Annotated in this window: 16 protein-coding genes; 6 read left to right on the forward strand and 10 right to left on the reverse strand. The window is 68.4% G+C overall.

Annotated features, from left to right (window positions below; all coding sequences use genetic code 11):
• The first annotated feature begins 86 nt into the window (after window positions 1-86).
• Together drmD and ACFWU3_RS04195 are read left to right on the forward strand one after the other, a co-directional pair.
• The gene (drmD, locus tag ACFWU3_RS04190) at window positions 87-3,329 is read left to right on the forward strand and encodes a DISARM system SNF2-like helicase DrmD (protein ID WP_384430790.1); all 3,243 of its coding nucleotides are present in this window, start codon (window positions 87-89) and stop codon (window positions 3,327-3,329) included.
• Entirely contained in the window at window positions 3,326-7,648 is a 4,323-nt protein-coding gene (locus ACFWU3_RS04195) for an Eco57I restriction-modification methylase domain-containing protein (RefSeq protein WP_384430792.1), read from the forward strand. Before drmD ends, ACFWU3_RS04195 begins: the two co-directional genes overlap by 4 nt.
• 84 nt (window positions 7,649-7,732) lie before the next feature.
• On the opposite strand, the gene ACFWU3_RS04200 is transcribed toward ACFWU3_RS04195, so the two are convergent.
• Entirely contained in the window at window positions 7,733-7,939 is a 207-nt protein-coding gene (locus ACFWU3_RS04200; RefSeq protein ID WP_384430794.1) for a DUF397 domain-containing protein, read from the reverse strand.
• The gene (locus ACFWU3_RS04205) at window positions 7,936-8,820 is read right to left on the reverse strand and encodes a helix-turn-helix transcriptional regulator (RefSeq protein ID WP_384431030.1); all 885 of its coding nucleotides are present in this window, start codon (window positions 8,818-8,820) and stop codon (window positions 7,936-7,938) included. The genes ACFWU3_RS04200 and ACFWU3_RS04205 overlap by 4 nt, the downstream gene beginning before the upstream one ends.
• A gap of 208 nt (window positions 8,821-9,028) precedes the next feature.
• Here ACFWU3_RS04205 and ACFWU3_RS04210 point away from each other — a divergent pair, with 208 nt between their 5' ends.
• Complete coding sequence (locus tag ACFWU3_RS04210) at window positions 9,029-9,493, forward strand: ATP-binding protein (RefSeq protein WP_384430797.1); 465 nt, start codon at window positions 9,029-9,031, stop codon at window positions 9,491-9,493.
• A 67-nt stretch (window positions 9,494-9,560) separates the two neighbouring features.
• Here ACFWU3_RS04210 and ACFWU3_RS04215 read toward each other — a convergent pair whose 3' ends face one another.
• Window positions 9,561-9,929: a hypothetical protein gene (locus tag ACFWU3_RS04215; protein WP_384430800.1), complete on the reverse strand. Its 369-nt coding sequence runs from the start codon at window positions 9,927-9,929 to the stop codon at window positions 9,561-9,563.
• Between the two features lie 180 nt (window positions 9,930-10,109).
• Here ACFWU3_RS04215 and ACFWU3_RS04220 point away from each other — a divergent pair, with 180 nt between their 5' ends.
• Together ACFWU3_RS04220 and ACFWU3_RS04225 are read left to right on the forward strand one after the other, a co-directional pair.
• Window positions 10,110-11,756 (forward strand): hypothetical protein, encoded by a 1,647-nt coding sequence (locus tag ACFWU3_RS04220; protein WP_384430803.1) that lies wholly within the window; start codon window positions 10,110-10,112, stop codon window positions 11,754-11,756.
• A gap of 175 nt (window positions 11,757-11,931) precedes the next feature.
• Window positions 11,932-12,987: an EcsC family protein gene (locus ACFWU3_RS04225; RefSeq protein WP_384430805.1), complete on the forward strand. Its 1,056-nt coding sequence runs from the start codon at window positions 11,932-11,934 to the stop codon at window positions 12,985-12,987.
• Window positions 12,988-13,023: 36 nt separating this feature from the next.
• Here the strand turns inward: ACFWU3_RS04225 and ACFWU3_RS04230 are convergent, their stop codons facing one another.
• Entirely contained in the window at window positions 13,024-13,710 is a 687-nt protein-coding gene (locus ACFWU3_RS04230; protein ID WP_384430809.1) for a hypothetical protein, read from the reverse strand.
• A 79-nt stretch (window positions 13,711-13,789) separates the two neighbouring features.
• Between ACFWU3_RS04230 and ACFWU3_RS04235 the strand changes: the two genes are divergently transcribed.
• Window positions 13,790-14,209: a hypothetical protein gene (locus ACFWU3_RS04235; protein ID WP_384430812.1), complete on the forward strand. Its 420-nt coding sequence runs from the start codon at window positions 13,790-13,792 to the stop codon at window positions 14,207-14,209.
• On the opposite strand, the gene ACFWU3_RS04240 is transcribed toward ACFWU3_RS04235, so the two are convergent.
• The 6 genes from ACFWU3_RS04240 to ACFWU3_RS04265 form a co-directional block, all read right to left on the reverse strand.
• A complete protein-coding gene (locus tag ACFWU3_RS04240) occupies window positions 14,204-17,506 on the reverse strand; it encodes a type ISP restriction/modification enzyme (RefSeq protein ID WP_384430815.1) in 3,303 nt (1,100 codons plus the stop codon). The genes ACFWU3_RS04235 and ACFWU3_RS04240 overlap by 6 nt on opposite strands.
• A 169-nt stretch (window positions 17,507-17,675) precedes the next feature.
• Window positions 17,676-18,761, reverse strand: a complete 1,086-nt coding sequence (locus tag ACFWU3_RS04245; protein ID WP_384430817.1) for a MerR family transcriptional regulator — start codon at window positions 18,759-18,761, stop codon at window positions 17,676-17,678.
• A 175-nt stretch (window positions 18,762-18,936) separates the two neighbouring features.
• The gene (locus ACFWU3_RS04250) at window positions 18,937-19,776 is read right to left on the reverse strand and encodes a hypothetical protein (RefSeq protein WP_384430820.1); all 840 of its coding nucleotides are present in this window, start codon (window positions 19,774-19,776) and stop codon (window positions 18,937-18,939) included.
• A gap of 14 nt (window positions 19,777-19,790) precedes the next feature.
• On the reverse strand, window positions 19,791-20,399 hold the full coding sequence (locus tag ACFWU3_RS04255) for a hypothetical protein (RefSeq protein ID WP_352208829.1): 609 nt from the start codon (window positions 20,397-20,399) through the stop codon (window positions 19,791-19,793).
• A gap of 36 nt (window positions 20,400-20,435) precedes the next feature.
• Complete coding sequence (locus ACFWU3_RS04260) at window positions 20,436-22,982, reverse strand: DUF262 domain-containing protein (protein WP_384430823.1); 2,547 nt, start codon at window positions 22,980-22,982, stop codon at window positions 20,436-20,438.
• Window positions 22,983-23,085: 103 nt separating this feature from the next.
• On the reverse strand, window positions 23,086-23,919 hold the full coding sequence (locus tag ACFWU3_RS04265; protein WP_384430826.1) for a hypothetical protein: 834 nt from the start codon (window positions 23,917-23,919) through the stop codon (window positions 23,086-23,088).
• Window positions 23,920-24,172 lie beyond the last annotated feature (253 nt).

Below are 24,172 nucleotides of genomic sequence, written 5' to 3' on the forward strand. Positions count from 1 at the left end.
CTGCCGTCACGTCGTTCCGGAGGGGAGACAGGACACGGGACACTGTCTGCGGACGACGGCAGGGAACACCGAGGAGAACAGCGCCCATGACGCCAGCAGCTCAGCGCGAGACCGAGCGGACGGGGGCGCAGCCGCTCCCCGAAGAAGGGAATCTGGTCGAGGTGCGCGGCCAGTCCTGGGTGGTCGCCCGCGTCGAGCCTTCCCCTGCCGCTCTTGACGACGAGGAGAACCGGCGCCCCGCGACCCTGGTCCACCTCCAGTCCGTCGCCGACGGCCGCTTCGGCGACACTCTCTCCGTGATCTGGGAGGTCGAGCCCGGCCGCCGCGTCCTGCCCGCCGGCTCCCTGCCCGACGCCTCCACGGGCTCCTACGACTCCCCGAACCGCCTCGCCGCGTTCCTCGACGCCGTCCGCTGGTCCGCCGTCGCCTCCGCCGACGCCAAGACCCTCCAAGCCCCGTTCCGCTCCGGCGTCGCCGTCGAGCCGTACCAGCTGGAGCCGGTCTCCCGCGCCGTCGGCGCTCCCCGCGTCAACCTCCTCCTCGCCGACGATGTCGGCCTCGGCAAGACCATCGAGGCCGGCTTGGTCGTGCAGGAACTCATGCTGCGCGGCCGGGCCCGCCGCACCATGGTCGTCTGCCCCGCCGGCCTCACCCTCAAGTGGCGCGACGAGATGGCCGAGAAGTTCGGCCTGGAGTTCACCATCGTCGACTCCGAGCACTGCGCCCGCCTGCGCCGCACCCACGGTACCGCCGCCAATCCCTTCCGCGTGCACCCGCTGACCATCGTCTCCCTGCCCTGGCTGCGCGGCCAGAAGGCCCAGCGTCTCCTCGACGAGGTCATCGGCGCCCCCGAGGAAAGTCCCGACGGCGAGCACAAGCGCTTCTTCGACCTGCTCGTCCTCGACGAGGCGCACCACGTCGCGCCCGCCGCCCCCAAGCAGGTGTACGCCGTCGACTCCCAGCAGACCAAGCTGATCCGGCGCCTCGTCCCGCACTTCGAGCACCGCCTCTTCCTCTCCGCCACCCCGCACAACGGCTATCCCGAGTCATACACTGCGCTCCTCGAACTCATCGACGACCAGCGCTTCGCACGCGGCGTCGACCCCGACAAGGAAGCCCTCAAGGACACCGTCGTACGACGTCTGAAGTCGACGGTCACCAACGCCGACGGCACGCCCCGCTTCCGCACCCGCAAGACCCTCGAACTCTCCGTCGACTACACCCAGCAGGAACGCGAGATCCACCAGCTGCTCGGTTCCTTCGCCGAGTTGCGGCGCGGGAAGCTGACTCCGAAGGCCCGGGGCGGCCGCCGCGCCGCCGACCTGGTGACCCTGCTGCTGAAGAAGCGGCTGTTCTCCTCCCCGGCGGCCTTCCTCCACACCGTCCAGGTCTACCTCTCCCACCTGGAGGACACCGGCCCCGCACGCGGCCGTACGGCAGCCGCCGAAGTCCCCGAGTGGCTGGAGGAGTTCGCGGACCTCGTCGCCGACCTCGACGACACGGGTCTGGTCGACGCCGAGGACGACGCCCTGACCCGCTCCACCTCGCTCACCCCGGCGGAGGACGGCCGGGAACTGGACCTGCTCCAGGAGATGGAGCGCTGGGCCCTCACCCACGAGGCCGCGCCCGACTCCAAGGCCGAGGCGCTGATCGCCGAACTCAAGGCCGTCTGCCGCCCCGACGGCAAGAAGTGGACCAACGAACGGGTCGTGGTCTTCACCGAGTACCGCGACACCCAGAAGTGGCTCCACGACCTCCTCCAGCAGGAGGAACTCACCGACGGGGGCCGCGTCGAGCGCCTGCACGGCGGCCTGTCCGCAGAGGAGCGCGAGCGCATCCGCCTCGGCTTCCAGACCGAGCCGTCCCGCGCGGAGGGCAGGGTCCGCATCCTCCTGGCCACCGACGCCGCCGGCGAGGGTATCGACCTCCAGAACCACTGCCACCGCCTGATCAACTACGACATCCCCTTCAACCCCAACAAGCTCGAACAGCGCATCGGCCGTATCGACCGCTGGGGCCAGAAGCACGACCCGGAGATCACCCACTTCATCGGTTCCGGCTGGCAGCAGGCCCAGGCCGGCTCGTACGAGGCCGACCTGGAGTTCCTCTCCCGGGTCGCCAAGAAGGTCGCGCGCATGGAGCACGACCTGGGCTCCGTCAACGCCGTCCTCGCCGATGCCGTCCAGCGCCGGATGACCGGTGACACCGCACCGGTCGACATCGAGAACGCCAAGCCCAAGCCGATCAAGGGCCGCCGCACGGGCGGCGAGGTCGCCCCGGAGCAGAACGTCACCGCGCAGACGAAGCGGCTCGCCGACCAGTACGACGAGACGGTGAGCGCACTAGGCCTCACCCCGGGCAACGTCAAGCGCGTCGTGGACACCGCGCTGGCGCTGGACAACCAGCCGCCGCTGCTTCCGTCCACGCTGCGGGCGGAGGACTTCGAGCCGGGCCACCTCTTCGACGTGCAGCCCCTGTCCGGCAGTTGGGAGCGGGCCACCCGCGGTCTCGCCCACAAGCTCCGCGAGGGCGAGCAGCGCCCGCTCACCTTCTCCCCGGCGGTGGCCGCCCAGGGCAGGGACGACGTGGTTCTCGCCCACCTCAAGCACCCGCTCGTGGCCCTCTCCACACGTCTGCTGACCGCGGCCGTCTGGAACGCGGACCTGATCGACCTCCACCGCGTCACCGCCGTCGTCTCCGACGACCCGGCCGTGACCACGACTCTCGTCTCCGCGTACGCGCGGTACGTCCTCGTCGGCGCCGACGGCACCCGCCTGCACGAGGAAGTGCTGTACTCGGGAGGCTGGTTCGGCGACACCGGCCGCTTCCGCCGCTGGGAGTCGGTGAACGAACAGGGCAGGGTCCTCTCCGGGGCCCTCACCGAGGGCATCGAGGCGGCCCCGCACCTCCGCAGGGAACTCACCGAGGCCTGGCCTCGGCTCCGCGACCCCCTCTACCGATCTCTGGAAGCTCGCGCCGGCGAACTCGGCCGCCAGCTGGAGAGTCGGCTCGCCGACCGCCGGACAGAGGAGGAACGCCGTATCACCGCGACCCTCGACCGCTTCGAGGCCACCCTGCGCGCCAAGCTCAAGGAGGAGGGCGAGGGAGAGGGCGAACAGCTCGCGCTGCTGTCCACCCACGAGCTGACCGGCCACGAGCGCCGCCAGTTCGAGGACGACCGCCGCCGCTGGGACGACCGCTTGAAGGGCCTCCCCGCCGAACGTGAACGCGAACTCGCCGCCATCGCCGCCCGCTACCGCGAGCCCCGCTCCCACCTCTTCCCCGCCGCCGTCGTCTTCGTGATCCCCGCAAAGGAAGCCCGCCGATGAGCCCCCGCCGCCCCGTGAGCGCCGGAGTAGCCGCCGCCAAGGCCCAGGCCGCCGACGGCCGCAGGCAGCACCAGGAGTGGCTCGACCTCACCGAGGTCTCCGGCCCCTTCCTGACCATGCCCGTCCTGCTGCGCGCCTGGCCCCAGCTGGACGCCCTGGAGAAGGACGAGCGCGCCCGCCTCCGCGCCCGCCACGCCGACTGGCAGACGGACACGACGGCGGGCCGCGACGAGTGGGTGGCCTACGTGCTGGGCCGCCTGCTGGGCTGGGACGACGCGTTGGCGTTCCGCCAGGGCGACTCCGAGGACCCCGGCCTCGACCGCCTCACCCTGCGTGTGGCGGAGCACAACACCGAGGTCCGCCCCGACTTCGCCCTCGTCGAACCCGGCACCGACCTCGCCGCCGAACCCGACGCGGAGTCCGCCGCCAAGCGCGTACGCCTGCTAGGCATGACGGTCCCGGCCGGTACGGCGCCCACGGCCCGCGTCGGCGGTGGCGGCGACTGGTCCGCGGCCCCCGCCGACCGTCTGGCCCGCCTCCTGCGCCACCACGGCGTACCGCTCGGCCTGATCACCGACGGCCGCTGGTGGTGCCTGGTCTGGGCCCCGCTCGGAGGCGTCACGACGACGGCCGTCTTCGACTCCATCGGCTGGAACGAAGCCGCCGAGCGCAACGTCGTCCGGGCGTTCGTGTCCCTGCTGCGCCGCCGCCGCTTCTTCGAGTACGACGAGGCCGAGACGCTGGTCGGCCTGCTCAAGGCCAGCCTCGCGGCGGGCGAGGACGTCACCGAGGCGCTGGGCGTCCAGGTCCGCCACGCGGTCGAACTCCTCGTGGACGCCATAGGGCGCGCGGACGTGCGGGCGGTCGAGCACGGGGCGCCGGGTCTCCACGCGTCCGGTGTCAGCGCGGGCGAGGTCTACCGCGGCGCGGTGGCGGTCATGATGCGCGTCGTCTTCCTCCTGTTCGCGGAGGAGCGGGGCCTGCTCCCGGCGGACAACGAGGTGTACGCCCGCTCGTACTCGGCCCGCTTCCTGCGCGACGAGCTGAAGGCGCGGGCGGACGAGGAGGGTGAGACGTCGCTGGAGCACACGACGTCCGCGTGGCACCGCCTGATCGCCCTCTTCCACGCCGTGCACGGGGGAGTGGACCACCCGGGTTCGGGCTTCCACCTTCCCGCGTACGACGGCTCGATCTTCGACCCGGACAAGTACCCGTGGCTGGAGCGCACCACCCCGCTCCTCCCCATCGACGACCGCACGGTCCTGCACATGCTCCAGGCGGTCCAGGAGGTCCGCGTCGGCAGGGGCAAGGACCGCGAGGTCCGCACGCTGAGCTTCCGCGCGCTGGACGTCGAGCAGATCGGCTACGTGTACGAGGGCCTGCTGTCGTTCGACGGACGCAGGGCCACCGAGCACATGGTGGGGCTGATCGGCCCCGAAGGCCTGGAACACGAGGTCGGTCTGCGCGAGTTGGAGGCGTTGGCGGCGAAGGCCGGCGGTTCCGTGAAGACGCTCGCCAAGTCCATCCACGAGAAGTGGAAGGACCCCAAGCCCCCGGCAACGGCGGGCCAGTTGGAGAAGAAGCTGGCTCCGCTCGGCACGGAGGACGCGGCGGAGGCACGGCGCCGGCTGAACGCGGTGACGAAGGACCCTGCACTGACGGAGCGGCTCCTGCCGTTCGTCGGCATCCTCCGGGATGACCTGCGGGGCCTGCCGACCGTCATCCCGAACGGCGCGCTGTACGTCACGGAGTCCTCCCTGCGGAAGAACACGGGCACGCACTACACGCCCCGCTTCCTCGCGGAGGAGGTCGTGCTCCACGCGCTGGAGCCGCTGGTGTACGAGCCGGGCCCGCTCCAGACGGCGGACACGGGGGAGTGGCGCCTGAAGTCGGCGGACCAGATCCTCGACCTGAAGGTCGCGGACATCGCGATGGGTTCGGCGGCGTTCCTGGTGGCGGCCTGCCGCTACCTGGCCGACCGGTTGATCGAGGCTTGGGAGTCCGAGGGCCGCGCGGACGCGATGGCCTACCGGGCGGGCCGGGCCGTGGACGCGGTGACGGCGGCGGACGCGGAGCAGGACCCGGTGGTCGTCGAGGCACGACGCCAGATCATCGAGCACTGCCTGTACGGGGTGGACATCAACCCGATGGCGGTGGAGATGGCCAAGCTGTCGCTGTGGCTGGTGTCGATGGATCCGGGGCGACCGTTCACCTTCCTGGACGACCGGTTGGTGGCCGGGGACTCGCTGCTGGGCGTGCACAACATGGAGCAGATCCAGTCGGTGCACATGAAGCCAAGCGGGCAGACCGACGTCCTGGCCGAGCAGGCGCGGGAGTTGGTGGATCAGTTGACGCGGGAGCGGTTGGCCATCACAGCCATCCAGGGCGTGGACTTGCCTGCGCTCCAGGAGAAGCGGGAGCGGCTGGAGGAGGTCAACCGGCATTCACGGCGGCTGAGGCTGGTGGGCGACCTGATCGCGGGGGCGGCGCTGGCCACTTGCGCTTCGGGGCGGGTGCCTTGGTACGAGGAGGAGGGCGGGGAGCGGGTTCGGGACCTGTTCCCTCGGGCCGCGTGGATCGTGCAGCGGATCATGGAGGACGGTGTCGAGGACGACTCCGAGGTGGTGAGGGAGGCTCGGGCTACGGCGGAGGAGTGGCTGGGGGCGGAGCTGCCGGAGGGGGCGTTGGAGCGGCGGCCGGTGCATTGGCCGTTGGTGTTTCCCGAGGTGTTCACTCGGCAGGGTGGCTTTGACGCGGTTGTGGGTAATCCGCCATTCTTGGGAGGGCAGAAACTCACTGGCGCAACGGGCGACGCATACCGGGAGTACATGGTCGACTACCTGGCGGGCGGCAAGCGAGGGAGTGCCGACCTGGTGGCGTATTTCGAACTGCGAGCGCATGAGCTGCTGAACGGAAGCGGGCAGACGGGACTCATCGCCACCAACACCCTGGCCCAGGGAGACACGCGTGAGGTCGGGCTCGACCAGCTCGGCGCTGCTGGGGTTGTGATCCGGCGGGCGATCAAGAGTGCTCCGTGGCCGTCGAGTTCGGCGGTGCTCGAATACTGCGCGGTTTGGACTAGCGCAGCGGCTATTGCTGATAGTGCGGCGTACGTGTTGGGGAAATCTGTTGCGCCTAAGGGAATCTCAACCTCGCTAACTCCGGCCACGCGGGAGGGTTTTTGGGGCGAACCCCTTGCGAGTAATGGAGGCTTTTGCTTTCAGGGTTCGATCGTCCTTGGGCTTGGGTTCACGTTGCCTGAGGCTGAGGCCCGCGCTTGGATTGACCATGATCGACGCTATGAAGAGATCTTGTTCCCCTATCTCAACGGACAAGATGTGAACAGCCATCCGGAGCATGGAACAGCGCGATGGGTAATCAACTTTCACGACTGGTCGGAGACTCGCGCAGGAGAGTACGAATTGGCTTACGGAAAGGTTCTGCGTGATGTGAAACCAGAACGATTGAAAGTGAAGTTTAGTAAGTCGGCGCGTGAGCAGTGGTGGCTTTACGAGCGCAGGCGACCGGAGTTGTATCAGCGGATTGTGGCGAATAAGCGTTGCGTCGTCATGACGCGACACACTCATACGGTAATGCCGGTAATGGTGCCTACAGGTCCAGTGTTCAGTGAGGCCACGGTTGTCTTCGCGTCCGATAGCTATGAGCTCTTGGCTTTGCTGAGTAGTGCCCCTCACTATTGGTGGGCTATCGATCGGGCCTCCACGATGAAAGGGGACCTTCGCTATACTCCTACTGACGTTTTCGAGACTCTTGTGCGTCCTCCGTTCACCTCTCGTCTTCGTGTCGCTGGAAGTCGCCTAGATTCCTGTCGTCGCGAAATGATGCGATCGCGCAATGTTGGCCTCACTGAAATTTACAACTTGTTCCATAGGGTCGACTGCCAGGACGGAGATGTGGTCGAACTTCGCCAAATTCATGAGGAGGTCGACATTGCCGCCATCGAGGCTTACGGCTGGCATGACCTACTGGACAAGCATGGGGGGACGGCACCTGTCCATCCGACCCACGAGACCTACCCCCTCGATCACGGCTTCCACGAGACTGACCAGGGCACCCGCTGCACCATCGGTCTCCTCGCCCGGACCGAGATCATCGACCGCCTGCGCCAGCTCAACCACCAGGCATACGCCGACGAGGTCCACCTCGGCTTCCACAAGGGCGTAACGGAGAAGAAGGCGAGGGAGAAGCATCCCGATCTGCCCCCGCCGTCTCCCGAGGCCGTCCGGAAGCGCAAGGAGCAGCTTGCTGCGCGAGGTGGGTCGGATTTCGGTGAGGGCGCTGAGGGCGCCCTGTTCTGAGCCGACGGAATGACAACGGGCCCCTCACGTCACCCCAAGTGACGTGAGCGAGCCCCTTGTTCCGCTCAGGAGCCGTACTCGGCCCTACTCCACTGTGAGCGCCACGAACGCCGCCCACTCGCTCCGGCCGACCCGCATCACCGGCCCGCCATCCGCGACCTTCGAGTCCCGTACGTACACGGCGTCCAGGCCGGCAGCCACCTCCACGCAGTTGCCACCTCCCGAGCCGCTGTAGCTGCTCTTGAACCAGCGCAGCCCGGCCATGTTCTCGGGTACCTGCTCCACACTCATGTCTCTCCAACCAGCCGTTCGATGAGCCGCGCAGACTCGACGCCGTTCAAAGCCTGCGACCGCAGCTTGCCATACCGCAACCCGAAGGCACTGACCTCTGCGGGATCATGCACGACGCACCCGACTTCCTGAGACTCGATGTAGCCGAGGTGCTGGTGCTCCTTGGTCTCCAGCATCACGAACGGGCCGTTCAGACCGGAGTGGAACCCGCCTGCGGCAGGCATGAGCTGGACCTCCACGTTCCGCAACGCCCCTACCACCAACAGGTGTTGCCATTGTCCACGCATCATCTCCCTGTCGCCCACCGGATTCCGCAGTGCCTCCTCGCCGATGATGAAGGACAACTCTGCAAGCGGTACTCGCGTCAGTAGCTTCTGCCGACTCAGCCGCGCTTCCGCGTGCTGGTCGATGATCTCCTCGTTCAGCGGCGGGCAGTGCCCAGCGAACAGAGCCCGCGTGTACGCCTCCGTCTGCAACAGCCCCGGCACCAGCATTGGCTCATACTCGAACCGGCTCACCGCCTCCGCCTCGATCAACGCGAAGTTACGGAAGAACCTTGGCAACTTGGCGCGATCAACCTCCCCCTGAAGCGCGTCCAGTACCCCACCCGCCTCCAACGCCCGTTCCGCCGCCACCGTGAACGCCGCCTTCGCCGGCCGCCGACCCTGCTCCACCGAGGCGACCTGTTCCAGCGAGTAGCCGATCGCGTCCCCGAGTTGCTGCTGGTTCAGCCCGGCCCGCTTGCGCAGGTACTGCAACAGCACCCCATACGCCGACCACACGCCCGGCAGATCGGACCCCTCATCCTTGGTCTTCGTGCCGCGCCCCGTCCGCGTGTCCCGTACGCCCCGTACCGTCCTCACAGTCCCACGCCCTTCCATCCCGCTCCGCACCCCGCCCACGGCCGCGCTCGCCACCGGTCCATGCCCAACGCGACGCACGAGAACCGGGACACGCACCGGACCCGTACAACGCCCGTACAAGCCCCGTACAACCAAGCCCACAGCCCCCCACCCACTCCGTACGACGAGGACGACGTACGGCCGTCGTACCTGGTCAGCCGACTACTCACCCCACCAGGCTGACCCCGTGACCCACCATCAGCTCACCGACGAGGCGAAGCCGCCTCTCACGCCCGTCCGCCAACTGACCCTGCGCTTCAGCAGCACGAGACGTGGCGCTCGCCTCGCCCGCCAGCTCGCCGTCCAACAGTTCACCGAGTGGACCGGCCTCCCGTACGACTCCGACCCCGCCCGCGCCGTCGCCCTCGTCACCGCCGAGCTGGCGTCCAACGCGGTCCGCCACGGCAGCCTCCCCGGCCGGGACTTCCGCCTGGCGCTGCTGCTCCTGCCCGACCGCTTCCGCGTCGAGGTGACGGACACCCGCCCCGAGCGCCTGCCTCCGCCACCCGTGACGCCACAGCCCGCCGACGAGACGTCGGGCCGCGGACTGCTCATCGTCCAGTCCTACGCCGACCGTTGGGGAAGCACGGTCCGCGACGCGTACACGAAGACGGTCTGGGCGGAGGTGCAACTCCGCACCACGGGCTCGTGACGCCGGGCCCGCCCCTCGTCCGGGACGGCCCCGGCGAGAGCCGCCGCAACGCCGACGAAAAGGACCGTCAGTGATCGGCGTAGTGCTCCGCCAGCTTCTCGATCTCCCGGGTCCACAGCACCATGTCGTCGCCCGGCCGCTTGTACGGTGAGCGCCGGGCCGGCTTGAAGAAGCCGCCGGACGGCCAGCCGCTGTCCTTCAGCACCACGAGCGCCGACAGCAGGGGCAGCGATCCGTCCGGGCTTTCCCGGACGGACGCGTCCTCCAAGAGGTAAGGCATGGCGCCCTCGTGGGCGGGGGCGTGATGACCGAGCCGTGCCAGTTCGCTGCTGAGATCGCCGTACGGAATGGGCACCGCGCCGCGGCGTGCCCGCGAGCGCAGGATCTCGATCACGGCGTCCAGAGCCTGCTCGTACTCAAGCGTGCCCTTGTGCATATGCCCTCCCGACCTCGGATTCCGACGGTCGCCGAACCTACGCAACCGGCCACCCGACCGAGGCCCGAATGCTCGAAGTGAACGTCAACCTCTTGTGAACTGAGTGCATGGATCGCATACTGATGGCGATCAACCGCTGCCCGCCCTCCCGGCAGGCGCGCGGACCCCGGGGGGAAATTCATGATCGGCTCAGACGGCAGACTCGTGCAGACCGCGGTGATCGGGAGCCGGAACTCCGGACGCGCGATCATCCTGCCGACGGACGCCGACGAACTGACTCGCTGGCGGCGACGCCACCCCTCCTACACCTACTGGTGCGGCACCCAGCTCGGCGGTTGCGGCAACGAGCTCTCGGACCGCCTGTACCGCGACAAGGTCTGCCACTTCGCTCACCGACCCCACACCTCCTGCCACCGTACGGCCACAGGCGCAGCCAGCGCGGACCACCTCTTCATCAAGGACGACCTCGCCGCATGGGCCGGACGCAACAGGCTGAAAGGGCGGGCCACTTCACGCGACCTCGGTTCCGGACCCGGAGACGCCGTCGACTTCCGAGTGGGCGCGGCGAGGCAGCATGTGCGATTCCAGTTCAGCAGGCTCGCGCACGCCGAGTGGCATCAGGCCCGCCAGCGGCTCTCCAGTGAATCGGCCACCCTCGACTGGGTCCTCGGTCCGGGCACGGCCCAGCCGGAGACGATGGAGGAGCTGTACGACGAGTACGGATACCTGCTCCGCTTCCACTTCGAGACGCACGGTGCGGTACGGCGAATCCGTCTCAGGGCGGAGGACCCCCGGCGCAGCACCGACTGGGTGCCCCTCGACGCCTGTGCGGTGACCCCTGCGGGGCTCCGGGTCCCGGGAGCGGAGCCGCGACGACGTTCGGGACCCGGCCCAGCCGCCGAGGCGGGAGCCGAGCGTGGCGCGGCGCCGGTGCGACGGTCCCGTGAGGACCAGGCGCTCGCGCTGAAGGAGGCGCTGCTGACCGCCGCAAGCTTCCGAACACGGCCCACCTGGGAGGCGCTGGCCCGAACCGCCGGCAGCGACCTGCTCGGGCTGTCCGTCCCGGACCGTGTCGGTTTGCTGGTCGCTGTAGAGCAGGCCGCCGGCGGTGAGGGGAGCCCCCTGCTGTCGGCGCTGATCAGGACCGGGGAGAGCGACCCGCCGCCCTACGTGGGGAACGTGGTCGCCGCTGTCGGTTGCGGGGTTCCCGCGACGGCGGCGGTACTCAGACGATGGTGCCAGCGTGAGGCGGACCGGGCGTTCGCCGTGCACGGGGTGCCGTCCCGCACGGCTCCGCCGCGGCTGCTGCTCACCGTGGACGGTCAGATCGCCGCTCAGCAGAGTGCGGAGCCCGCTCAGCACCAGACCATCGTCCATGTCAAGGGCGGTCCGGTTCGACAGTCCGCGGCCCCGCCGAAGCCGAAGCCGAAGGGGCACGCCGGTGTTCCTGTGCTCCGTGACACGGAGATTCGGCATGCTCTGCGCAGCGCACGGCAGAGGCGCGGCCCCAGGCCCAGGTACGCCGCGGCTCTCATGGCGCGGGCGGAAGAGGCAATGACGAGGCTGCCGGAGCCGCAACGCACCGAGCTGGTCGCGGAGATGGTGACCACCCGCCGTTGGCTGGACAGCCGACCGGACACTCCGGCGCGCAAGCCGAAGGAGAGCCGGCGAGCCAAGAAGACGGCGGACGCGAAGAAGACCGCGGCCGCGAAGCAGACGGCGCGAGCGCAGAAGACGCGGCAGGGGAAGAAGGCGAAGAACCCGTTGCTGGGTGCACGTCCCCTACCCGGAGTCGGCGACGCCCGACCGAAGACGAGGCCGAAGTGAGCGCCGTTCTCACCGCGAACTGCCGCCCTCGGGGCCTCCGGAGCCGTGCAGGCCCGGCGAATCCGGCTGAGGTCACGGAGGGAAGCTGCGACAAGTTCCTCGTCCAGCGGCGTGAACTCATGGCCGCGATCATGCGGGACTGCTTTCAGACACTTTGATACTTGGGGGCGATGACATGACTCTCTCTGCTTACGAACAACAGGAGTGGGACAAACTCCAGAAGCGAAAGGCGGCCTCCCTCAGCAAGGAGGCGAGGAAGATCCTTCCGCAGTCGGCCCGGGACCGACTCGCTTCGCTCGGCCAGAAGGTGAAGAGCGCCCCGGGCGCCGACAAAGTGGCTGCCGCCTATGGCGGAGCCGCAAGGGGTCTCGGCAAGGCTGTGGGAGACACCGCAAGCCGGACCGTGAGCAAGAAGCGTGTCGTCGTACAGTATGGACGTGCCGGACATGACGTCGCCGGGTTGGACGAGATCCGTGAGCTCGACCTGCGCGTCGTCGATGAGGTCACCAGGCACAACCTGCTTCGGTACGGCCACGCGCTCTCGGCAGCTGCAACCGGCCTCGGCTCCGCCGCGGTCGTGACAGGCGGCGAGGTGCTCGCCAGCGCCGGAACAATCGCCGGCGCTGGCGCGGGTGCCGCACCCGGATTCGGAACCGTAGCCGGGGCGATGGCCGCCGACACCGCGATGATGCTTGCCCTTTCCACTCGAACGGTCGCCGCCACAGCTCTCTACTACGGCTACGACCCAAGCGATCCCGAAGAGGAAATCTTCGTGATGTCCGTGATCGCCCTCGGAATGTCCACGGGCACATCGGCGAAGACGGCCGCTTACGCCGAACTGTCTCAACTCACCCAGTTGCTGGTGAGGAACGCTCCTTGGGCCAAGTTGAACGAGAAGGTTCTCACCAAGATCGCCCAGGCCTTCGCGGCGAAGTTCACGCAGCAGCTACCGAAGAAGAAGCTCGGGCAGCTCGTGCCCATCGCCGGCATGGCTGTCGGCGCGGGGCTGAGTTACATGCTCATCGATCGGATCGCCGTTTCGGCGCGCGACGCGTATCGCGAACGCTTCTTGATCGAGAAGTCGGGTGGCGACCTGACCGGTGACCTTGACTACGGCGACGCCGACCTCATGCAGGACGATGACGCGATCGGCGTGTTCGAACTGCTCCGGGAGGAGGATGCGCTGCCGACGTCCACCCCGTCCGACTCCGTGGATCAGCCGGACAACTGAGCTCGGCGTACTACCGCACGAGGCGCTTCCTGGAGATCACGCAAGTTTCTTGCCACGGGCGAACAACGCGGCTTCGATCTGGTCCGGGAGGACACCCACTCCTTGCGCGTACTCGTGGGCGAGGAACAGGTACCGGCGGTACCACGGCGTCGTCCAACCGCTTGTGGGCCACATCTCGCCGGTGTCGGCGGCCCGCAGCGCCAGGGCGACGAAACGGTCCAGGATCAGCGGACGCCACGCTTCCTCGCCCTGCTCGTGACCGGCGAAGTAGATCACCTTTGTGAAGAACGCCGGGCCCAAGTACTTGATGTGCTGGTCGTTGTTGAAGGCGTAGTACGCCGCGACGGGGCCCTCCTCCCGGAGCGTGCCCAACCCTGCCTCCAGGCGCGCGTCGATGTCCCCGGCGGAGGCCGCGAAGATGTCAGCGCGACGTGCGACCGAACGGGCCTTGGTACCCGTGCCCCAGACGAGGGCGGCGATCAGCAAATGCCGACGGCCTTCGACGGTATCCGAGCGACGCGCGACACCAAAGACCGTGTTGCGGTCGACTCTCCGCCTACCGGCCACCGTCGGGCAGTCATCGAGCTCCGGCGGCCACCAGTCGGCGCTGGACAGCAGTGGCATCCAACGGGCCCGGTCGAACGGAATCGCTTGCCCGAGCACTTCGCCACGGTCAGGGACGGGAGTCCCGGTCGGTATCAAGTCCACCTTGGCCGCCGGCATGCTCTGAGTGTTCCGCATCGCCGTATCAACTCCTCTGTGTCGGGGCGCCGGGACGCCCGCCGCGCGCAATACTGGAGGCATGCTTGTTCCCAGCGGTCAACTGTCGCCGCTCCAGCAACACTTGTTGCGGGAAATGGACCTTTGTGACCTCCCGGCTCCCGAGACGGCGCCGGAGTTCTACGCGGCCCGGGACCTCGACACGGACGAGGTCCGGGACGCCTTGCCGACCCTGTTGTGGTCCGGGCTGGTCGAACAGCGCGGTGGCGACCGGGGCACCCTCCGCCTCACCCCACTCGGCGCGGCGGTCCTGCGCGAGGCGGAGTGCGACGAGCTGACGGCTCGCCTGAGCGCGGTGGCGTCCTTCGCCGACACCGTGTCCACGGGCGCGGCGCCCCGCCCCGCCGGACTCGCCCTGAGACGCCTCGCGGAGGGGACGTGGACCCTGGAGCAGGCGAAGTCCTACGTCCGCACGGGTGAGACGGGCGCCGACCGCTCATGACTCGTCCGGCTGGCCGAAGTCCAGGACGACGCGGCGCCGTGCACGAGTCGCCCCGGGCTGCGGCGGGAGCACGCCCGCCGATGTGAGGTCGGTGATGGTGACGACCGGCGAACCCACGATCTTCGTGGTGAGCGCCTGCTGTGTAGGTGCTAAGTCGACCAACCGCCGCAGGACGGACAGCAGGTCGATCAGTTCCTCGGTCCACTCGCTCGGCCAGGACGTGACGTGGATGTCGTCGAGCGGGCTGGTCTTCCGGCTGGTGGGGGAGGCCTTCCGGTAACCGAACCACTTCTTGACGACGTTCATCCCGCCGACTTCGTAGTTCCAGACCTCGGGCGGGACGCCGGTGAAGGTGCCCGGACCCACCCGCAGGGTGCCGGTCTCCGCGTCGTAGGCGAGCGTGTCGGGCACGGTGGAGCCGATCCCGGTCTCGTAACGCACCTGCCGTGGGTCTCCCGCTGGGAAGGCGACGCTCTCCCGGCCCGACTCCTGCCCGGCGGGAGGGGCGCCGGCGTCGCCGTAGGTCGCCGCCCACAGGAACTCGCGGCCGACGCGGACCGCCTCGCTCCAGAGCACCGGATCGCGGGTGAGGGGTAACCGGACGCCGGGAGTGAGCAGTTCCTCGGCGAAGTGCTCCGTGAAAGCACTATGCCCGGCGACGGCCACGGCGTAGGCGGCGAGGTCGTGCACGGTCAGGTCGTCCGTGCCGAGGGCACCGGCCAGGTACCGGAGCAGCCCGCTGGGCACGTTGGCGCTGCCGTCGGGATGGAGCACGGGGTGCACCCTTCCGCCTCGGCCGTTGAAGTGATGGGTGTCCGGTAACAGCGCTGTCGCCACCAACGCGGGACCGCTGCTTATCTCATGGCTGCTCTGCTGGTTGAGGAACACCTGCCCGGGCCGCAGGGACTCCCACAGGTCGGGCCGGGGCCGGTCGATGGCTCGTCCGTCCGCGATGAGCCACTGGCGGTCGAAACTCCGTAGTCCGATCCGCAGAAGCCGTGGGCTGGTGGGAGGCTCATCGCCTATGCGTCGGTCGGGGCGTGTGAACCCCGGCAGGCTCGCCGGGCGGGCGTCGAGACTGCGGCTGTCAGTCTCCTTGAACAGATGGGCCTTGGCCTCGGGGTCCGTCTCACCGGTGAGGCGAGCCCAGCGCTGTTCCAGAACCGTCGCTGAAGGAGAGCTCACCCAGGACCGGTTCGATGTGATGCCAAGGCTGCCCCACGGGAACACGTCATCCAGCGCCGGATAGTCGTCCCACCCCGACAACGTCGCCGGAGTGAACGGCCGCACCCCCCGCGCATGCGCGTCCCGCCAGCCCCCGTCATCCAGACTCACCGCTCGGAGCTGAGCGAACTTCTCCGCCCGCCTGCCCTGCAGAGCCCGGTAGTGAATGCGCGCCGGGCGGCCGGAATCGTGATCCGCCCGCCGTACGAACACGCAGATGGACAACGGCTGGGCGACGTGGGGGAACACGCGGGTCGCCGCGTCCGACCGCTGCCCCTCCGGCGACAGGTTGATGATCCACCCCTCGTCGCACGTCCTGCGTAGGTAGTCACGCATGCCCCGCCCAGCGGGACCGGTGGCGAACGCCGACGGGGTGATGAAGCAGACGACGCCGTGCCGGTCGTCCGCGTGGGCGTCGAAGACCTTCCAGGTGGCCCAGCGCCAGAAGTAGACGTACAGGTTCTTCAGCGCGTGCTCATAGCGGCCGTTGCCCGGATACCGGAAGTCGTCCAGGGGAGGACGGCCCTGACCTTTCACCCGCTTCTCGATCCAACCGCCGCGGTTCTCCGCCTTGTCGTCGTACGGCGGATTGGAGATGACCACGGTGACGGGGACGTTGGCCTTGACGTGGTTGGCGCGGGCGCGTGACACGGAGAGGGCGGCGTACGTCGAGGCGAGTTGCTCCTCCTGGACATAGGGGTCGTCGAGCGTGTCCGTGACGTGGAGGTTGAGTCCGCCCGGCGGGAGTGGGGCGCCGTGCTTCTTCAGCAGGTCGGCCGCGCGGAGTTCGGCGACCGCGAACGGGCCCATCTGGAGCTCGAAGCCGTACAGTCGCTGCGCCAGCCGGCCGATCGCGTCACGTGCCATGGCCTCGCCGTGCCGCTCGGCCGCCTGGCGCGCCACCCGCTCGATGACGGTGTGCAGGTAGGTGCCGGTGCCCATCGCGGGGTCGACGATGTGCACGCTCTCGTCGCCGTAGCCGCGCGCCTTGCCCAGGCGGGTGCGCAGCACCTCTTCGGCGAGCCGGACCATCTCCTCGACGACCTGGTGCGGGGTGTAGTACGAGCCGCTGCGCTGGCGCAGGCTGTCGTCGTAGACGGAGAGGAACGACTCGTACAGGTGGAGGTAGGCGTCCCGGTTGCCCTGCCGGATTGTCTCCCACTTGACGGCCGCGACGGTACGGGCGAGGAGGTTCAAGGTCACTTCGAACCGCTCGTTGACGTTGTCGGTGAGCAGTTGGAGGGCTTTGCCCATCAGGGCGTGGCCCGCGTTGAGACGGCGGCCGATCTCGTGGAAGCTCGTGCCGGTGACCGGGATGGTCTCGGTACGGGCGAGGAGCAGCGCGAAGGTGACCGTCTGGGCATAGCCGTCGGCGAAGGTCGCGTCGTCGGCGGAGGGGAAGAGGAGCCGGCGCCAGTCGCTTCTGAGGCCGGTGAAAGGACGGTCGGCGGCGGAGTCCGCGGCGTTCAGCCCGGCTTCGGCCCGTAGTTGCTCCCTTACGGCCTCGCGCAGCAGGCGGCACAGCGGAGCGATGTGCTGGACGAGCACCGAAACACGACGGATCTCCGGCGGATCCCAGCAGAGCACGGCCTGTGCCAGCGCGTCGAAGGCGGCGAGGTCGACGGCTGTCAGTTTCTCCCCAGCGCTCTTCAAAGCCCCCGACAGCACGACCTCCTCACCGATCTGCGTGCCGTACTGGAACACACGCCAGTGGGTGCCGTTGGTGTAGAGCAGGTTGGGGAGGTCGCGCAGGCGTTCCCACTGCTTCTTGTCGTGACCGGTGAAGGAGTCGGGGTCGATGCTCTTTCCGGGCCGCTTCACCTCGATGTAGCCGGTCACGTCCTTGCCGACGCGTACGGCGTAGTCGGGTCGTACCCCCAGGTGCGGGATGCGGGTCTCCGGGTACCAGCCGATCTCGTGGCGAGCATGGTGCGCGGCTATGGTGAGGAACAGTTGTTCCAGAGGGCTGCGGATGGCCGCCTCGCGGTCACCCGGGCCCAGCAGGTTCCGTTTGCATTCGGCGCCGAAGACGGAAACAGCTTCCTTGAGCCACTGAAGACGTGCGTCAGCCATGATCGTCCCCCCATCCCCCCGGTCCCGGACGAAATACGGGACCAGCCCCTTGGTGAAGTATGGGACAGCAACATCCCAAATGGGCAGGGGTGTGCAGGAGTTCGGCCGAGGTGAAGGTGCGCCCCACAGCAGTTGTCTGCCGGAGGGAACCTGCTGCGCCGGACGGAAGCTAGTTTTCCAACCGCACCGGCATCAGGAGCGAGAAGGCGCCCTCGTCGTCGGGCCGGCGGATCGCGACCGGCGCCGTGGGCGCGGCCAGCTCCAGGATCAGCTCGTCCCGGGCTCCTGCGGTGAGCGCGTGCAGCAGGAACTCGCGGTTGACGGCGACGTTGTTCGAGTCGTCGTCACCGTCGTCGCACACGATCACGGACCCGTTCTCCGTCACCCTGAGCACACTGAGGTCGTACGGCTCGCCGTCCTGCTCCCGTGTCTCGTTCGCGCGGACCGGACCGGTCTCCAGGGCCTCCCGGAATGCCGCCGTGCCGACGGTGGCCTGGCGACCGGCCGGGAGGTGGACGAGGCGACGGTAGTCGGGGAACTCGTGGCCGAGACTCTGGCCGGATGTCTGCCGGTCGCCGGTCTCCAGCGTGACGCGGTCACCGTCCACCGCGATGTGGACGGTCTCCTTGCCGGTCAGCAGCGCCCGCATCGCATCGGTGAGCGGAAGGGGCACGACCACCTGCGTCCTCGGCCCGCCAAACCCGGCTGTCTGTGCTCGCGCGACAGCCATCCGGTAGCGATCGGTGGCTACGAGATAGAGGTCTTCGCCCTCGATGTCGAAGAGGATCCCGCCGAGCATCGGCAACTCGGCGTCGGTACCGGCGGCGAAACGGACCGCGTCCAACGCGGCGGCCAGCTCCTGTGCCGGGACGGACAACCGGGCGGTGACGGTGTGGAGCGAGGTCATGGGGTCTGTCTCCCTGCGGTCGAGTTGAGCTCGGAGCGTGGAGAACTCGCTGCGGGCATCGGACAGCCCCAGCTCGAGACGGCGCAGGTGCGCCTGAAGGAGACCGCGCACCAGGTCCGTGTCCGCGCCGGCCCAAGCGGCCAGCACGAGTCGGATATCTGCCAACGGCACGCCCGCCCGGCGCAGGCGCGCCAGCAACCGGGCTTCCTCCAACTGCTCGGGCTCGTACCAGCGGTAGCCACTGACCGGGTCCACCCAGGCCGGGACCAGCACGCCGGCACGGTCGTAGAACCGCAGCGCGCTCACGCTCAGTCCGCCGTCCCGGGCCATCTCCCCGATGCTGCGCATCTCGTTCTCCACACCCGGAACTCTGAGCCCTCGACCAGGTCGAGGGTCAACCCCGGCCACGGTCCGGATCTGCTGCGCAGGCCGGACAGTCGGCCTGCGTGGTGGCAGTGTCCGAACGGATCATCATGGAGTGGGACCGCTGATGTCCACTACGGCGTAGCGAGAGTACGGCCGGTCAGATCCCGGAGAAGCCGGGTGCCCAGGTGAGTCGTAGGCCGACACCCTCGGCCAGTGCGGTCCAACGGGCCGCGGACGGGCGTTTCTCCAGTACCAGGACAGGATGTATGACGGTGCTCGGGTGCGCGCTCCGGAGCTGGTGGGCGTAGTCGAGGATCTGCCCGATGCCCAAGCGGATCTGCTGGCCCTCGCGCGCCCCGGTGAGGCTCTTGATTTCGGCGACGAAGATGTCCTCTCCGCGTGACCAGCCGGCGTCGAATTCCGGAGCACCGGAGGAGTACGTACATGCCTCGATGCCCTGGCGGGACAGGTGGGCGATGAGCGCTCCGACCGTCGCCTCGTGCACCGCCGTCGCCTCGTCGAGACGGTTGAGGTCCAGCGTGAGATCAGCGGAACTGCGTCGGCCGGTCCTCCGGACTCGGAGGGGGCCGCCGAGGATGTGTGCTTCGGTCGTAGCGGCGGCGACGGGACGAACGCGTCCCGTGCGTGCCCTTCTCAGTTCCAGGCACGGTGCGGGACGCCCCCGCAGCAGTTTCGAGAAGCCGTCTCCGTCCACGACGCAGACATGCCGTCCCCGGCGGCGCTCGGCCTCGGCGTTCACGAGCGTGCTGCTGTAGGTGCGGCTGTCGTCGGTCACGACCTTGCTGGCCAGATCGCCGTAGATGACAAGGGTGACCTTCTGCGAGAAGTCGGTCTTAGGGGTCGCGCCCTCCTGCCTGGCCCTCTCGGCGCAGTGCGTTCTGACCCTCCACTCGTCGTCGACGAGGACTCGACCTGTGAAGCAGATCGTCTGGCCATTGAGCCTGCGAACAATTCCTCGGCACGGTCGGACCGGCACAGACACTGCCTCCCTCAGTCGCCGTCCCGCGACAGCCAGCCGATATGCCGCAGCACGGGCACGATCCGGAAGCGGACGAAGGCGACTACCGGTGTCTCGTCATCCGCGGCGGGAAAGAACAAAGCGTGCTGGAGGGGTTTCTCGTGCTGTGGGTCGTACAGGTCCACCGGAGGCAGATCCGGTCGGTCGAACGCGGCCTCCAACATGACACCCTCCCGAGCGGTCAGCTCTCTGAGATGGTGCAGTCCCATGGCGTCCGCGAGGTCCACTGTGGTGAGGGACTTCTTGATCCGTGGTCTGCCATGAACGTCGACGTACGTGGGGAACACCATGATGCGCAGTTCCCCAGGCCTCGCAGATGCGCATATTCCGGAGCGCAGTCGGTTGTGCAGATTGGAGAGGGCCGCCGGCATCTCGGGGACGACCGTGGGCTTGTGGAGCACCACGTCGCGCTCGCCGTTCACCCAGTGATTGTCATGGACCGTCAGCGACGCTTGCCCGGGGAGGCGTAGCTCCCACTCGACGGCGGTGGCCCTGGACATTTCCCCGGAACAGGTCGTTCCGCTCTTCTCGATGCCCCTTCCGGCGTTTCGGACCAGCGTGAGGTCGTTCAATAACCGCACGAGTGATGCCTCCTTTGGGAAATCCCCACCACGCATTCAGTCCCTCCGTGCCAGATCCAGCGCCGCCACCCCGACGAACCAGTCCAGCACTTCGCAGATCTCGTCCCCGTGCTCCGCGAAGACCCTGACCGGGAAGGACGGACGCAGCTCCAGTTTCGCCTCGGGCAGGTCGATGCCCTCGATCTTGTTGAGGCGGTTCAGGAGTTCCCGGCGCTGCTCCGTGTCGTCGAAGGGGCTGCGGGTCTTCAGGTACTGGAAGACCACCTCGACCGTTCCGCTGACGGGGTAGATCCCGACCGGCCACATCAGGTGCGGCCGACGGCTGGTCCCGAGGTCCAGCATGGGGAGGCAGCTCGTCTCCTCGTGCCGGCCGTAGGTCACATGGCCGCCCTGGCGGCGCCAGAAGTCGAGGGCCGCCACCACTCCGGCGTACGTGTCAGGCCAGTTCTCCCGCAACTGCGCACGGAACCGCTCGGCGGCCACCGCGTCCTCCCCCTCGGGGAGCGGGTCGTGCGCGGTGGGCTGCGTCACGTCCTTGCCCAGCAGGGTGGCCAGCTCGGCGGCGGACAGGCGCTGGGAGGGGTGAGCCCGCCCGAGCGAGTCGAAGCGCACTCCCTCGCTCGTCAGCAGCTCCTGCGGTGGCGGCCGGTCACTGCCGTCCGCCCAGCGGAACGACGGGGAGATCCTGCCTTCCACGGTGAGTACCCGGTAGGCGCCGAGCACGCTCGTGTTGGCGCCCAGGTAGGTCCCCACGGGTACCGGATGGCTGCCGATCAGCTCGGCGACATCGCCGTACGTCGTCCAGGTGCCGCTCGGCATCGCCGTCAGAGCGGCCCGCAGTTCGGCCCAGCCCGGCGATTCCTCACCGGTCGGCTTGACCCCGCCGATCGGACCGGGCCACAGCTCCACGGCGCGGTCGGCCAGGCGGTCGGCACGCTCCAGGATCTGCGCCTTGCCCCAGCGCTGTGCCGAGGCGATCTCGAGGTTCATGCGCAGCGCGCTGGAGTCGAGGATCTGCTGCTTGCGCTCGAAGGGGTGGTTGGAGAGCTTGGCGTTGTCACCGCTCAGCGTCAGGTTGCCGAGCGTGTGTACCAGCAGGTCGTGCAGCTCCTGCGGAGTCTGGTTCGGCTCCGTCTCCTCCGCGAGCAGGTCGAACCACGCGGGAGCGGGGCGTTGCGGCAGGACGTGTTCCACGCTGAGGGAAGCCTTGGCGAAGTCCACGGGTTCGGAGGCGCGGTAGCTCTCCTCCAGGCGGCGCAGGATGTAGCTGCGCTGTGGAGGGCGCCCGGACCAGTAGAACGGTTTGGTGCGGACCGCCTCGCGCAGCTCCTCGTCGCTCGGCCACCGTCGGCGCCGGCCGGACAGGAACCGCCTCACCGCCTCGGCGGCCGGCCGGTCGGTCTCCAGCTCCTTCGGCGCTTCCATGAAGATGCGGTTGAGGTTGGTGGTCGGCGTCTGACAGATCAGGCGTCGCACCAGATACGACTCGACGTAGGCCAGCGCCTGGGCGGCGTCGTCCGACGTCGTCCCGCCGGCGTCGAGAAGGTCCAGCAGGTGCAGCGTGAGCGGGTAGTGCGTCTGGCCACCCCAGGCGGCCAGACGTTCCAGGACCGCCCGAAGGGCGGGGGACCGCTCACGCGAGGGGTCGATGATCCGCAGGAACCTCCCGGCCCGCTCGGCCAGTTGCTCGATCTCGCGCTGCAGGGCGTCCTCGTCGCCGGCCAGCGGCTGAAGTCGCTTTTGCTGCTCGCGATAGATCTCACTCTGCTTGGTCTTGTAGTGGCCGCGTACCACCAGGTCGAGCCAGACCAGGAGTTCGAGGTTCTTCGGGCCGAGGCTCTGCTGCATGGGCAGCCACAGTTCCTGATAGATCCGCTCGCCTCGCTTGGGCAGCAGCATGAACACGTAGTTGCGCAACAGGTCGCTCTGACTGAGCCCGACCCCCGTGTTGTTGATCGACTCGAAGATCCGGTACACGTTGTCGCCCGGCTCAGCGGTGATCTCCACGATGGAGAGCAGGTCCTTGAGCGCCGTTTCGACCGTGGCAGCCCACTGTGCGTCGCCCGCCTCGTGGCCCTCGGTGAGCGCTCCGCGGAAGAACCGGTAGGCAGCTCCGATGTTGTCGCTTCCGCCGGCGTCCGCGCGGGACCGGACGCAGGCGGCGTACGCGTCCCGGTCCGCCTGAGTGGGCAGCAACCGATAGTGGTCCGCGCCCTCGTGGAACTCGTTGACCAGTATCTGGCGGTGCACCCGGTCCACCCCGCGTGCATCACCCGTCTCCTTCAGGTGGTCGCGCAGGGCGGTGAACGCCAGCATCAGTGTGGTCAACCGCTGTTGCCCGTCCACCACCAGCCATCTCTGAACCCCGCCCGCCTGGATCTGACCGGGTGCGAGCACCACAGAGCCGAGGAAGTGCGGCGCGGCCGGTTCGCCGGCCAGATGCTGGTCGACGAGTTCCCCGATGTCCTCCCACAGTCGTTGAAGCTGATCCCGGCCCCAGCTGTACGTGCGCTGGTAGAGCGGCACCTGGAACTGCTTGTCCCCTTGGACGAGCTTGAGGAAGGTGATCTCCTGGGCGCGCATGCGCCTCCCTTTCCTACGGCACCCTGACGGGTGGACAAACCGAGCCCGTTCATGTCCGATGTATCACGGCCCAGAGGCAGTTGTCCGTTGAATCCAGGCTTTGTCAGGCTTCGCTGTCTGCCGATGCCAGGGACGAACGGCTGGAGATGCGCGGCATCGTCTCGTTGGGGGAGCGGCGCAGCAGCTTGATGGTGCGGCCCTCGACCCACGCGTTCCACGCTTTGAGGTAGTAGAGCAGGTGCTCGCGTGAGTCGTCGCGTCGCCGGTGCGTGTTGCCCAGGGCCAGGTTGAGCATGGTGTTGCGCAACGTCAGACGCGGATCGCCCGGCTCCAGGCGGGCGCCGGTGACGACCCCCGCCTCCCAGTCGGACTGGTCGATGTCGGGCCGGGCCTCGCTGGTGACGTACCAGCCGATTGTCGCGGCTGTGACGGTGATACGGCATCCCCGGTTCAGCGCGATGCCGTGGTGCAGGGCGTCGCGGACACCGGGGTGTTCGCTGAGCAGGTTCAGCAGCTGATCGTTGCTGGTGACCGACGATCCGCCGCTCCACGCGGAGTTGGGGGCGTTGCGATACAGGAGCAGTCCGCGCAGGGCTGCCGCCAGGTGGGTCGCGTTGGCCTCCCCCGCGAGGGCCAGCGCGTCCCGGCCGGTGCGCTTACGGCCCGTGTCCATCACGGTGAACGCGGTGCGCGGCACGCCGTGCGTGACGGTCAGGGGCACGGTGATGCCCGCCTTGACGACGGCGGCCAAGCGATGCTGTCCGTCGATGAGAACGTCGTCCTCGTCGAAGGCGATGCCCTGGTGCGTCAGCTGCCATTCCCCGCGCTGGATCTGACCGGCCAATTGCTGCACTGTGCTCTTGCTGAGCGGCCGATTGCTGGTGTTGCGGGTGAGCCACTGCGCCGCCAACTGCGGCGACACGTCAACCACTTGCATGTGCATGGCATCTCTACCTTCCTCTGGGATGACGTCGAGGACAGCCTCTCGCTCCTTGTGAACTAAGTCAACACAGATGTCTGCGAACGGTCGGACTCGAAGTGTTCACGAGGGCGGTCGACGTCATCGGTGATCACTCGTTGGTGGCGATCTGTGCGGGGTGGGCGTCATGGCGTGATGGGTGTCCGGGTTTGCTGATACGCTCACAATGTGTGCTCAGTTCACACTCGAGTTCGTGCGCCGGGGGGTGCAT

The organism is Streptomyces sp. NPDC058685 (genome assembly GCF_042714725.1).
In the GTDB taxonomy this organism is placed as follows: domain Bacteria; phylum Actinomycetota; class Actinomycetes; order Streptomycetales; family Streptomycetaceae; genus Streptomyces.